Source organism: Cohnella sp. GCM10027633 (assembly GCF_042675445.1).
Taxonomy (GTDB): Bacteria; Bacillota; Bacilli; order Paenibacillales; family Paenibacillaceae; genus Cohnella.
Genome location: NZ_JBHTGV010000005.1, coordinates 342,517 through 355,544 on the forward strand (window position 1 = coordinate 342,517; position 13,028 = coordinate 355,544).

General features: G+C 57.8%; 11 protein-coding genes. 8 read left to right on the forward strand and 3 right to left on the reverse strand.

The annotated features are described in order from the left end of the window. Positions 1 to 12 precede the first annotated feature (12 nt). Positions 13 to 255, forward strand: a complete 243-nt coding sequence (locus tag ACFQZG_RS15050; RefSeq protein WP_378153866.1) for a hypothetical protein — start codon at positions 13 to 15, stop codon at positions 253 to 255. 45 nt (positions 256 to 300) lie between these two features. After that, the gene (locus tag ACFQZG_RS15055) at positions 301 to 1,407 is read left to right on the forward strand and encodes a GerAB/ArcD/ProY family transporter (RefSeq protein ID WP_378153868.1); all 1,107 of its coding nucleotides are present in this window, start codon (positions 301 to 303) and stop codon (positions 1,405 to 1,407) included. A 12-nt stretch (positions 1,408 to 1,419) separates the two neighbouring features. On the opposite strand, the gene ACFQZG_RS15060 is transcribed toward ACFQZG_RS15055, so the two are convergent. Then, positions 1,420 to 3,015 carry a diguanylate cyclase domain-containing protein gene (locus ACFQZG_RS15060; protein WP_378153870.1) on the reverse strand — a complete coding sequence of 532 codons (1,596 nt, stop codon included), beginning with the start codon at positions 3,013 to 3,015 and terminating at the stop codon, positions 1,420 to 1,422. Positions 3,016 to 3,159: 144 nt separating this feature from the next. Here ACFQZG_RS15060 and ACFQZG_RS15065 point away from each other — a divergent pair, with 144 nt between their 5' ends. From ACFQZG_RS15065 to ACFQZG_RS15075, 3 genes are all read left to right on the forward strand, one after another. After that, entirely contained in the window at positions 3,160 to 3,756 is a 597-nt protein-coding gene (locus ACFQZG_RS15065; protein ID WP_378153872.1) for a GNAT family N-acetyltransferase, read from the forward strand. Positions 3,757 to 3,766: 10 nt separating this feature from the next. Beyond that, on the forward strand, positions 3,767 to 5,323 hold the full coding sequence (locus ACFQZG_RS15070) for a tetratricopeptide repeat protein (RefSeq protein WP_378153874.1): 1,557 nt from the start codon (positions 3,767 to 3,769) through the stop codon (positions 5,321 to 5,323). Positions 5,324 to 5,391: 68 nt separating this feature from the next. Continuing rightward, complete coding sequence (locus tag ACFQZG_RS15075; protein ID WP_378153875.1) at positions 5,392 to 7,311, forward strand: hypothetical protein; 1,920 nt, start codon at positions 5,392 to 5,394, stop codon at positions 7,309 to 7,311. Positions 7,312 to 7,363: 52 nt separating this feature from the next. Here the strand turns inward: ACFQZG_RS15075 and ACFQZG_RS15080 are convergent, their stop codons facing one another. Continuing rightward, positions 7,364 to 8,095: a response regulator gene (locus tag ACFQZG_RS15080; RefSeq protein ID WP_378153877.1), complete on the reverse strand. Its 732-nt coding sequence runs from the start codon at positions 8,093 to 8,095 to the stop codon at positions 7,364 to 7,366. Between the two features lie 14 nt (positions 8,096 to 8,109). Beyond that, positions 8,110 to 9,195, reverse strand: coding sequence for a sensor histidine kinase (locus ACFQZG_RS15085; protein WP_378153878.1), 1,086 nt, complete (start codon positions 9,193 to 9,195; stop codon positions 8,110 to 8,112). A gap of 702 nt (positions 9,196 to 9,897) precedes the next feature. Between ACFQZG_RS15085 and ACFQZG_RS15090 the strand changes: the two genes are divergently transcribed. The 3 genes from ACFQZG_RS15090 (at position 9,898) to ACFQZG_RS15100 (ending at position 13,028) form a co-directional block, all read left to right on the forward strand. Further along, a complete protein-coding gene (locus tag ACFQZG_RS15090; protein ID WP_378153880.1) occupies positions 9,898 to 11,196 on the forward strand; it encodes an ABC transporter substrate-binding protein in 1,299 nt (432 codons plus the stop codon). An 82-nt stretch (positions 11,197 to 11,278) separates the two neighbouring features. Continuing rightward, entirely contained in the window at positions 11,279 to 12,166 is an 888-nt protein-coding gene (locus tag ACFQZG_RS15095; protein ID WP_378153882.1) for a carbohydrate ABC transporter permease, read from the forward strand. Positions 12,167 to 12,182: 16 nt separating this feature from the next. Beyond that, the gene (locus tag ACFQZG_RS15100) at positions 12,183 to 13,028 is read left to right on the forward strand and encodes a carbohydrate ABC transporter permease (protein WP_378153884.1); all 846 of its coding nucleotides are present in this window, start codon (positions 12,183 to 12,185) and stop codon (positions 13,026 to 13,028) included.

The window sequence follows — 13,028 nt, forward strand, 5'->3', positions numbered from 1 at the left end:
AGGTTGGGCCGCATGTTCCTTAGAATCGGATGCATGCTCGCGCTCGGGGCGATCATGCTGTGGGTCAACGCGGGCGATTGGCGGGCCGGAGCGGCGCGAGACCGCGTCGTCTGCGCCGTCCTGCTCGGCATCTCGGTCTATCTCGGCATTCTGTACGCGACGGACGCGGATTGGCCGAATCTGAACGACTTCATTCAGCTCCTGTTCAAGGACGCGGCGAAGCAGATCGTCGAATCGGTTCGGAAGCCGGCCTAAGAAGGAGCGGAGCGGGGCAAGTATGCCGAGGAAAGGAGACGGGATATGAAACAAAAGGAAACAGTCAGCGCGATGCAGATGTCGATGCTCTTCCTCGCCTATGGTTCCGGGTCGGCCATGATTAACATACCGTCTCCGTTGGCCGGGGCGGCAGGGAGCGGCGCGTGGATTTCCATCGCGATTTCCTGCGCCCTCGGATTGCCGCTGGTCGCTTGCATGCTGTACATGCATCGCTTGTATCCCGATCTCGACTTCATGCAGTACGGAGAGAAGACGCTAGGCAAGGCGCTCATGTTCGTTATCGCCATCCCTTATCTCTGCGCCGTCCTGTATATGCTCGCCCTGATCGTCATCGATATCGGCACGTTCTTCAGCAGCACGATGCTGAAGGAGACGAACACGGACGCCATCCGCGCGCTCTTCTTCTTCCTGGCGGCGGTTACGGCGCGCGGCGGCATCGAGGTCATGGTCCGCATGTTCCTGCTGCTCACCGTCTTCGCGCTGCTATTCGTGATCGTTATCCTCTTCATGGCTGCTCCGAACTATCACCCCGAGTTTCTGCTGCCGATCATGCCCGACGGCATCAAGCCGATTCTGCACGGAACGTACATCTCTTACGGATTCCCGTTCGCGGAAGCGACGCTATTCGCCATGCTGCTCCAATACGTTCGCGATCGGGACCGCAAGGCGTTACCGAAGCCGATGTACGCGGCAATGCTGGTGAACGGGTTCATGCTCATGGTCTGCATCGCTTGCACGATCATGGCGGAAGGGCCGCTGGCCGGGCAGCTCAAGTATTCCATCTACCAGCTGGCCAGGCTGATCTATATCCAGGAGGTGATCGAACGCGTCGAGTCGGTCATCGGATTAAGCCTGATCATCGTCTCCTACACCAAGGCGACGATCGTGCTGTACGTCGCCTCGAGGGCGCTGTCGAGCTGGGCGAAGCTGAAGAACGACAAGCTGCTCGTCATGCCGATCGCGTTCGTATGCATGTTGCTGTCATGGACGATGTACGACAACGAGACGAACTTCATCGAAGCCGTCGGCGTCATCTGGCCGTTGCTCGACAACGTCGCTTTCACCGCTCCGATGCTCCTGATCGTCGCCGTGACCGTCATCAAGCGGGCGACGGGCAAGCTGCGGCCTTAGCGCGGCAGGCCGTTATACCGCCCGCGCGTCGTCGCCGGCGACGACCGTCCGGTTGCGGCCGGCGCGCTTCGCTTCGTACAGCGCCCGATCCGCCTGCGCGAACGTTACGTCATAGCCGTTCCCATTCGCGGGACAGCAAGCCGCACCGATCGAGACGGTAATCGGTTGTCCGATCGGGCCGACGGTCGTCTCCATCCGCTTGCGAACGCGCTCTCCCCAATCTCTGGCCGCGCGTTCGTCAGTCGCCGGCAGCAGGGCGATGAATTCCTCGCCGCCTACCCGGCATAGGAGCGCTTCGCTATCCGCTTGCAGTCGCAGCGCGTCGGCAAGCAGCTTCAGCGTTTCGTCGCCGAGCTGGTGGCCGTGGATGTCGTTCACCCGCTTGAAATGATCGATGTCGATGACGAGCAGCGCATACCCTTCCTTCGCGCGATCTTCCTCGCCTAACCAACGATCGAGACCGGCTCGATTCGCGAGTCCCGTGAGCGAGTCCGTCAGCGCTTGCTCCGTCATTCGCTCGGTTTCGTTCTGCAAGCCTCGCATGGCGTTCGACACCGCGATCGCGAGATGATGGGCTTCGTAGTTCCAATGCTTCTCGAACGGCGCCTCGCCGATCCGTTCTCCTCTCTCTGCCCGTCGGGCCATAGCCGTCAACGCGGCGAACGGAGCGGCGAGCTTCCGGGCCGTCCATAAGCTGAAGAGCAGCAACGCGGCGATGAACGGAACGATCCAGACGAGCTGCGTCCGGAGCATCTCCCTCATCGCCTCGTCCACGCGGGCAGCCGGAGACTGGAACGCGACGCCCCATCCCAGATCTGGATGCCGGATATAGCCGACAAGCTCGGTTCTGCCCGAAGCGTCTTCGAGCGCAAGGTGCCGCAGTTCTCCGCCCGCGAACGTCTCGCGTATGACTTCCGCGGGTACGAGCTCGTCGCGGCGCGACTCGTCGGGGATCAGGAGCGGGGCGCCGGTCGGATCGACGATATAGGCGAACGTTCCTTTGCGGCTCTTGATCGCGTGCTCGAACAGCTCGCTGAAGACGTTCCTCGTCTCCAGGTCGATCAGTCCTCCGAAGAAGCCTCGCGGAGGTTGACCACGGGGACCAAACGGGAAGGAGACTAGAATCGTCCGATGCCCGTTCGGGCTCTGGAACGGCTCCGAGAATAGCGGCTCGGGAGAACGAAGGGCGCGCCGCATCGCCTCTTCGGCTATCGACGGTCCGGGAGCGTTGCCTCCGGGTCCCGAGAAGGCGCGCACATTGCCGCTGCCGTCGACGAGAACCGCTTGGTTGAACAAGCCGGCGCCGCCCAGCAGCATGACCGCCCATTCGGGAGACGGTCCGTCCGCGCCGGCTTGCTCCCCGAGGAAGCGCGCCGTAGAGCCGAGCTCGCGGAACATGACGTCCTTCAGCGCGTTGATCGAGATGTTCAGGTTGCGCGCGCCTTCGAAGTTGGACTGCAGCGTCGTATCGGTCAGGGTCCGGTTCTGTTTGTTCATGGCCGCGCCGATGAGGATGGCGGACGAGCCGAGCAGGGAGACGGCCAAGAGGCCGCTAAGAACGAGGTGGAATTTCACGCGGGCCGTTCGCGCGCGAGGAAGACGGATCATGCGTACACTCCTTATTACGATGCAATGCTACATTTTTCGACATGACGTTTTCATTTTCCTCCCCGGAAGGTTTGGAGCTAGGCGGCAGAGATGTGCTACACTGGGAGCAAATCATGACAGACAACTTAGAATGGGGAAGGGCGAATGAACGAACGATTAGACGACGCGCTCGTCGAGGACGGAGCGATCGCGCTTCGCTATGCGAAGGAGAGCGATCTGGAAGCCTATCTCGCCTATCTGTCGGACGAGGAGATGAACCGGCTGACGGGCTCGCAACAGCCGTTCACGCGGGAGAGGATCGAAGCCTGGCTTCGAACAATCGGAACCGAGAGCGAAGAGCGCGCGGATTGGGTGATCGAGCACAGGGAGACGGGAGAGCTGCTCGGCGAGGTCGTGCTGAACGAGATCGATCCGATCAACCGGAGCGCCAACATCCGCATCGGCATCCAGGGAAACCGGCACCGGGGGCAAGGCTACGGCACGAAGGCGATGATTCATATGCTTCGGCACGGCTTCGAGACGAGGGGACTGCATCGGATTCACTTGGGCGTGTATGCGTTCAACCCGAGGGCGATTCGCGTGTACGAGAAAATCGGGTTCAAGAGAGAAGGAGTCGAGCGAGACGCCTTGTACATGGACGGTCGATATCACGACATGATCACGATGTCCATGCTCGAGGATGAATTCCGCGCGATCTATGGCAGGACGGAAAGAACGGACGATCGATTCAATAGGGAGTAGGATACCGACAATGACGGCAACGAACGAGCAACGATACCGCTTCACCGAGGCGCCGATCTGGGAGCTGCAGCGGCAATATTACGAAGAACAAGGAACGAAGGCGTGGAGAAACGACCAAGTTCCTCAATATATTACGAGCAATCCGATCATCGCGAACGCGTATGCGGACATGATCTTCGGGTTTCTGCAAGACCGGGCGAGCCGGGGGCACGGCGAGGATCCCGTAACGATCGTGGAAATAGGCGCGGGAGCGGGCCGCCTCGCGTTCCATGTGCTGCATGAGCTATGCCGGCTCAGAGACTTCGCGGGGATTCCTGTGCCCGCCTTCCGTTACGTCATGACGGACTTGCCGACGAGCAACATCGCCGCCTGGCAAGAGCATCCCGCGCTGCAGCGTTTCATCGCGGAAGGATTGCTGGATTTCGCGCGCTTCGATGCCGTTCGGGATACGGAGCTGAATCTCGTCGTCTCGGGGGAGACGATCGGCGAGGGGGCGTCAAGGCAGCCTCTTATCGTCGTCGCCAATTATTTCTTCTGCACCATCCCTCAGGAATTGCTCTACATCGGCGACGGACGGGTGCACGAAGCGGACGTGTTCGTCGACTATCCCGAGCATCGGGAGACGATGACGACGACGCAGCTACTGGGCGCGATCTCTCTTCGTTACGAGCACAGGCACGCGCCGGAATACGAACGGCGGACGTATCCGTACCGCGATCTTATCGCGATGTATCAGGAGCAATTAGAGGATTCCCACGTGCTGTTCCCCGTCGCGGGACTCGACTGTCTCGAACGGTTGAACCGACTGTCGCGGGAAGGCTTCCTCTTGCTTACGGCGGACAAGGGCGATCACCTGCTGGACTATTGGAAGTTCTCGGAGCCTCCGGAGCTGGTTATGCACGGCAGCTTCTCGCTGACGGCCAACTACCAAGCGTTCCAGTACCATTACGAGAGCCAAGGCGCGCTGGCGCTCTTCCCTAAGCAGCACTATAAGAACCTGAACGTCGGCTGCATCATCCATGCGCGGCGGCCGGCGGAGTACGCGCAGACGAGGCTAGCGTACCTCCGAAGCATCGAGCGCTTCGGACCGGACGAGTTCTTCAGCTTGAAGGAATGGGCGGACAAGCGGATCGAATCGATGGGAATTCAACAGCTGCTCAGCTTCTGGAGGCTCGGAGGCTACGATGCGGAGTTCTTCGCCCATGCCGCGAAGCGAATCTCCGTTCTGATCCCGGATGCGAACGACGAGGAGAAGGAGGATCTGCTCTTCGGCATCGAGCGGATGTGGTCCTCGTATTACGTCATGGAGCAGCAACGCTACGATCTGGCGCTCGACGCGGGGCTGGTGCTGTTCGAGATGGACTTGTACGGGCCGTCGAAGCGGATGCTCGAGATCTCGGTTCGGCGAGACCCCGACGACGTCGTATCGACAGTCTACTATTGTCTGGCCATCTGCTGCTTCGAGCTGGAGCTGGAAGACGAGGCTTGGGAATATCTGCGCCGGTTGGTCGAGCTGGAGCCGGACCATGAAGAGGCGAAGGAGCTGCTCGCGAGCCGGGATGCCTAAAGTCCGATTGCGCGAAAAGTCGAATCATCGTACGATGGAAACAAAGTAGAGTATTGGAGACGATTTCCATGCCGAGGCCGCGCAGCAACGCGATATCCGGAGGAAAGGCGCCGTTCGTCGGGGCTAAGCCCTCCAAGGCGCCGGCGATCGGTTCGCACCGCGCGCGGGCGCCGATCGGCGGCCATCGTACGCCGCCGATGTTAAGCTTGCAGCAGTCGATCGGCAATCAAGCGACGCAAGGCGTCATGTCGCAACCGTCTCCGTACGCGGATATTACGGACGTCGAGGAGTCGGTCGAGCAGGAAGCCGAGGAGCAATCGGTCGGCAGCCAAGCGACGCGGGGGAGCGTACCCGAGTCCGCGTACTCGGACATTACGGATGAAGAGGAATCGCCGGAATACGACGCGGAGCAAGCGCCGGAGACGCACGGCTACATGGAGACGGCGAGCACGCCGCCTTCGCTCCCGGAAGGCTACGGCGCGTATTCCAAGCCGGTGCCGCCGTCGTTGCCGCCGCGTAGCGAGCCTGGTGCCGACGAAGGGGTGTTCTATTCGACGGTCGAGGAAGAGGGAGGCGGGATGGAAACCGAGCTCGATTCCTCACCCGGCGGCGGAAGCGGGAGCGGGGGCAGCTACGGCGTGTACGGCGCGCATTCCGAGCATCGCCCGTTGCCGTCGCTTCCCCAGAAGCCGCAGCGGAACGGTCTCGAGATGGAGAGCAACAAGATGGGCGCCTTCGATACGGAGGTTCTCGGGGGAGGCATCGTTCCCGGCGTCGAGCTCGCTTCGACGACGTTCTACGCGAACGAGGAGCAGCGCGCGAAGTACGGACGGGGCTTCGACGAGAGCGGTCATATGACGAACAAGACGGACGGAAGCCAGCTGTCGACGATCGGCGCCGAGAAGGGCGCGGTCAGAGGCTCGAAGGCCGATCGGCATATCTTCGTCATGGACGGAGAGGGCGGCTTCCATACGAACGACGTCATCAAGGAGAACAAGGGCCGCTCGAAGCAGATCAAGGACCAGCGGAAGGACGAGATCCGCGGCTTGGCGGACGAGCCAGAGAAGCAGCAGATGCTCCGCGGGCAACAGCTGCCCAACATGGAACGCTTCCACCATACGAGCTTCCTGGCCGGGGAAGACGTCGCCGGAGCGGGAGAGCTGCAGGTGCGCGACGGGCAAGTCGAGCTCGTCTCCGACGCCAGCGGCCACTATCAGCCCGAGTCGAGGCAGATGATGCAGACCGTGCAGCAGTTGGAGAATAACCACGTGCCGGTCGAGCAGCTAGGGGTCGAATTCATCGGCAAGCCGCAATTCGAATCGGAGATCGGTCCGGACGGCCAGCCGCTGCGCGACGAGGCGACGGGGAAGAAGATTCTGAAGCGCGACGAGCACGGCAACAAGGTCAAGCAGCTCGGCGGAGACGGCTTGCAGGCGCATTCGAAGAACATGCAGGCTTCCGCGTTGGAGCTTCTCGGTTACGCGAATCACTCCCCCGATACCGCCGAGGAACAGATGCGCGAGAGCCACGGCAAGAAGGACGCCGTGTTGCAGGAGCTGCTGTCGAAGACGAAGCGGGTGGAGCCGATCTCGGGCGGCGTTCACGAGAAGCACGACAACGTCATGCAGGAATTGCTCGCCAAGACGCCGAGGACGGCTCCGATCGCCGGGGGCAGAGGCAACGCGCCGAAGCCGGACGACATCGGGCAGTATCACGGTACGAACGACATTTTCGACGTGCATAATGTGCCGGAGAGCCTGGGCTATCGGGAAATCGCCGACAAAGTCGGCGGAGACGACGATTCCGATTACTCGGATGACCAGGACGGCGGAGGCGGGACCATGGACTTCGTCGACGCCGGTTACGGCAGCTATGGAGCGAACGAGCATGACGGGGGCAACGGCGGCGTATCCGAGGAATTCATCGACAGAGGTTACGACAACTACGGCGCGTCTTCCAAGCCGGGTTATACGGACCTTACAGAATAACGCACGCGAAGCCGCATCTCCCGAAGACGGGGGGATGCGGCTTTTGCGCCTCCTACGCGTCCCGATTGCCTTTCCCCGGAAGACTTCCGTTCCGCCGGGACAGAATCTCGGGAATGTGAAGTTCGCGAAGGACGGCGACGACTTCCTGGACGCTCTCCTTTTCGAACTTTTTGAGTATGCTGTGAATTTGGGATTTGAGCGTAGAGGGCTCGACATGACGCAGCTTGCATATGTCCTGGCGGGAGTAATCCTTCAGCAGCAGGTCAAGCACCTCGAGCTCGGTCGGCGTCAGCAACGTAAGAATATGAAAATTACGGAGCAGACTATCCTCCGTCGTCTTAATCCGTTTGAACTCCCGCGTTATTTTGCCGGCGATGTTGGCATGCAGCGACGGCATGTCGTAAAAGGCATCCTTGATCGCAACGACGATCTCCTCGGCCGGCATGTTCTTGAGCAGATAGTTCGTGGCGCCAAGCTCGAAAGCTCGGAACACCGCTTCATCCGTCTCGCAGACGGTAAGCATGACAATCTTGATGTCCGGCATATACGCCAGAATCTCCGAAGTCGCTCTAAGCCCCGCTTGCTTGTCCTCCAGCTCGATGTCCATCAGGATGACGTCCGGCCGATACAGCGCCGACAGCATCGTCCCTTCGTAGCCGCTTGCGGCTCTCCCAACGAAATCGATCTGAGGATCCTTGTCGAAGATTAGTTGATAACGCTTGGCGATCAGGTTGTCGTCTTCGACGATCAGCACTTTGATCTTCGGTTCGCCCGATTGGCTCATCTTCTCTCGTCCTCCTAGCCCATGGATGTTCGAAGCAAGGGCATGACGAGTCGGAACGCCGTGCCTTCTCCTTGTTTGCTCGCCGCGCTGATTTTGCCTCCATGCGAGGTCATGATCGCGTGGCAGAGAGAAAGCCCCATTCCCCAATTCGTAGCGGTCGGCTTGGAGGAGAAGAAGGGTTGGAATATTCGATCCAGATTCTCTTCCGGAATGCCTGCCCCGTTGTCGCGGATGACCAGCTCCGCCCACTTGTTCTTGCGACTGACCGAGATGTCGATGCGCCTGGATTTCTCGGGGACGGAAGCCAGAGCATCCGTCGCGTTGGACAGAATATTCTCGATAACCTCGGTGAAATAATACGGATCGGCCATGATCGTTAAGGATTGCGCGCCGGGTTCGTAACGAACGTTAACGGATTCCAGCTCTTCGTGCAGCTTCCCCAGCGCTTGCTCCACAAGCTCGCTCAGATTGATCGGTTGCAGTTCCATCTTCGATTTCGCCGTCTTCCGGTGCACCACGTCCAGTCTATCGTAGATGTTGCGGCAGCGATGCTCGATCACCTTGATCTCCGTCACGACTTCCGGCGACTTCTCGCACAACATCTCGAGGTATTCGGTCTGCGCCATAATGCCTAGCAGCTCGTTCTTCATATAATGGCTGAATACCCGCGACGTCAATTCGGCGGAGTCGAGATTACGCGAGATGACGGATTCCTGATTGCGAATGCTGTTCTCGATGCGGGCGTACTTGTATATGCCGTACAGGCTGATGAATAGGCAGAACGCCGCGAGATAAGGGAGCAACGAATACATAGACGGATTGCCGACGAGATTGATCGGCTTGTAGCGGATGAAGCGGGCGGATTTGGATACGGTAATGAGAACGTCCGGCGCCCAGAAGTTGATATAGTAGTACATCGCCTGCAGCGATACGAAGCTGATGAGGATCATCGCGATGTTGCTGCGGATTTGTCGTACCTTGGGCGCATCCAATAGCGCATACAGCATCAGGAATACGCCGGCGGCGATATACAGAGAATTGAGCGCGAAGGTGAAGCCGTGGAACGTATCGTAAGCGGTTACGAACTCCTTCGCGGACACGATGTCCGGATACAATCGATAGATAGTATAGGCTCGTATATACGGCGGGGTCGTACGCGAACACCTGGATTAGGCAGGGTATGGCGAGAAGCGTTACGATGAGCCGCCCTTTGCTTCGGTTCATATGGAAAGCGAAGAAGACCGCGGAGCATAGTCCGGCATAGAGGAATCCCATCGAGAAGACGTTGAGCACCCGAATGATGAAGTAGCGGGAAACGGGGAGGAACAGGAGCTCGTTCTGAACGTTCCGGCTAATGCCGAAGTACTCGTACATGCTGCGGTAGTAGTAGGCATCCTTGGACATATAGGTGATGATCCCGCTGACGACCAGCAAGAAGCTGAGGCCCATGAACAGCATGAACAGGGTTGCCTTCGTATATTTCTGCTGGGTCAGACAGAAGACGGCGATCGCGACGAAAAGGATGAACATGAAGAAAATGACCATGAAGTTCCTTCCTCCCGCAATAATACTTCTTAAAACTTCCCATTCTGATCTATTGTAATTCTGTCTTCCGGAATGAACAGGTTGAAGTTTTATCCTCCCGGGCGTCCCCAGGTCAAGCTCGAAACCCCGTTATCCACCGTCTCGCTTAGCGATCTTCGCGCCCAGGGCAGTCAATCCAGTTGATAAAAGTTCAACCTTATTGCACTCCGGAATCCGCGTTAGGATAGAACCATGTACAAAAAGAGGAGGGCTCTACCTTGAACAAAAAGAAATTGTACGCCGGGGCGCTGGCGACGACCGTATTGTCGGTAATCGTAAGCGGATGCGGCGCCAACAGCAACAATGCAGAACAAAGCCCTGAAACCGGCATCGAAAAAGTAACGCTCGAATATTACACGTGGACGGACGAAGCCGATTACATGCAGAAGGTCGTCGACGCCTTCAATGCGCAGAACAGCGGCATTCAGGTCCATATGAATACGATCAGCAACGATGCCGACGAGTACAACACGAAGATGATGCTTAACTTGTCCGGCAACTCTGCGGTCGACGTCTTCAGCATGAGCGGGTCGGCCGGCCTCGGCCTCTACTCCTCTAAAAAACAGCTTTTGGATATCGGCGACCGCATCAAGAGCGCGAATCTTGACATCGGCGCCTACGGTCCAATGTTGCAAGACGTTACCAACACGCTCACGGGCGGGGAATATTATGCGCTGCCTTACCGGACCTCTTCGTACGCGTTGTTCTATAACAAAGCCGTCTTCGACAAGGAAGGAATCGAATATCCGGAGCAGATGACTTGGGAACAATACGCCGAGTTGGCCAAGCGGTTGACGAAGGGCGAAGGAACGAGCAAGCAGTGGGGCGGCTTCCTGGCAGACTGGATTATTTATCCGATCGAAGCGCTGCAGAAGGGAACCACGATCCTGGACGATGATCTGGATAACGTCAAAGAATGGCTCGACTTCACGAACGTCATCTTCAATCAAGACCAATCTCACATGAGCTATAAGCAGATGAAAGCGGAAAGCGTCGATTGGCTGAAACAGTTCGAGAGCGGCAACGTCGCCATGATGGTAAACGGCGAATGGACCGTCAATATGCTGCAAGCGGACGTCGCGGCAGGCAAGGCGGACATTGACTTCGATATGACGATTTTGCCGCAGCCCGAAGGAGCCGCGGACCCGACATCCGTCGGCGGTCTAAGCACGTTCATGGGGATTAGCGCGAACAGCGAGCACCAGGATGCGGCGTTCAAGTTCGTTCAATTCGCAACCGGCGAGCAAGGCGGAGCCATCCTGGCGAACGCTAGCGTACTGCCGGCGTATTCCAATGATTCGACGAAGGATGCGTTCCTCAAGGCGACCGGCCTGCAAGGAAGCGGAGCATTCTTCGAGGCGAAGACGATCATCGGCGATCAACCGGTGCCGCAGATCGATCAAGTGAACACGGCCTACAAGGAGCAATTGGATCTGTTCTCGTTCGGAGAAGTGGACGCTGGCCGAGCGATTGCGAATTTCATCGAACGGCGCGACAAAATCGTAGCATCCGAATAACGCGAGATTCAACGGTCGGCTGCCCCATGTCGTTCATGATGGCAGCCGATCTCTCCTAATGGGCAGAAAGGAGATGATTTCGATGATTAGGCTTCTGCGGCGAAGCAAAGCGCACGTACCCGGAACGCTGTTTATCCTTCCAGCTTTCCTCCTGTTTGCCGTATTTATTTTCGCTCCGCTGCTGTACGGCCTGTATCTAAGCTTCACCGATTACGGAGGGTTCGATCTCAAGCCCAATTACATCGGATTAAGCAATTACAAGGAATTGCTGCAGGACGATTATTTTCGAATCTCGCTTAAGAACAACTTTCTATACACCGTATTGTTCGTGCCTCTGACGCTGGTTCTCGCCCTGCTGTCGGCCGTAGCGCTCAATAGCGTCCTTCATCTCAGGAAATATTTGCGCATGGCGTTCTATCTTCCCCAGATTACGTCGATGGTATCCATTGCCATCGTATGGGGATTAATGCTTAATCCGCTGCGAGGGCCGGTCAATCAGATTCTGAAGGCGATCGGAATCGCCAATCCTCCGGAATGGCTGATGTCTTCCGAGTGGGCGCTAATCGCCGTCGTGATCGTCGCGGCCTGGAAGAGCTTCGGCTATTACATGATTATCTTGCTGGCAGGCATTCAAGGCATACCCGAATACTTATACGAGTCGGCCAAGCTGGACGGCGCCGGGCGAATCAAGCGGTTCCTCTATATTACGCTTCCCAGCTTGTCTCCAACCTTGTTCATGGTCATCGTCCTTACCATTATCAACTCGTTCCAGGTGTTCGATCTCGTGTCTGTCATGACCGACGGCGGGCCGGGACGCTCGACCAACGTACTCGTATTCCGTATCTACCAAGAAGCGTTCGTCAACTACAAGATGGGCTACGCCGCGTCGATGTCCATCGTGCTGTTCCTGATCATTATGGTCGTATCCTTCATCCAGTTCCGGTTGGAGAAAAAATGGGTCACCTACTAGAGAGAGGAGAATCGAGATGCTGAACGCCTTTGGGAACAGAGGAAGGGACAAGCTCCTCTACTCTCTATTGTTGGTTCTGCTCGTCGTCTGCTCGGCGGCGGCGTTGTTCCCGTTCCTATGGATGCTGTCTTCTTCGTTGCGTACGGACGTGGATCTGTTCAAGAATCCGATGAACTGGATTCCAAGCTCGCTCTATCTAGATAACTACGAACAAGTATGGACAACGATACCGTTCGCACGGTATTTCCTCAATACATCGAAGCTGGCGGTTGTTATTACCGTGCTGCAAGTTATCATCAGCTCCATGGCGGCTTATGCCTTCGCCAAGCTGAAGATTCCGTTCAAGAACTTCGTCTTCCTGCTGTTCATGACCAACCTGATGATGCCTTGGCATTCGATCATGGTACCGCAGTTCAACATCGTTAGAGACTTGGGCTTGTACGATACGCATACGGGTTACGTTCTCGTTCAAGTATTCAGCGGCTTCGGCATCTTCCTGCTGCGGCAGTTTTTCATGTCGCTGCCCGGGGAGCTAAGCGAGGCGGCGCGGATCGACGGCTTGGGCGAGTGGGGGATCTATTGGCGGATCATGTTGCCGCTCTCCCTGGCGGGCGTATCAACGCTGACGATCTTCACCTTCACGTTCATGTGGAACGATTATCTGGCTCCGCTAATCTATATTCAGACGGATGCCCTCAAGACGTTGCAGCTCGGCCTGAAGGCGTTCCAGACGGAGCATACGACGGATTACGGTTTACTGATGGCAGGCACCGTGCTCGCTACGATTCCGATGATGATCGTATTCCTCGTCGGCGAACGGTTCTTCATCCAAGGCGTAGCTACGACCGGCATGAAAAACTGA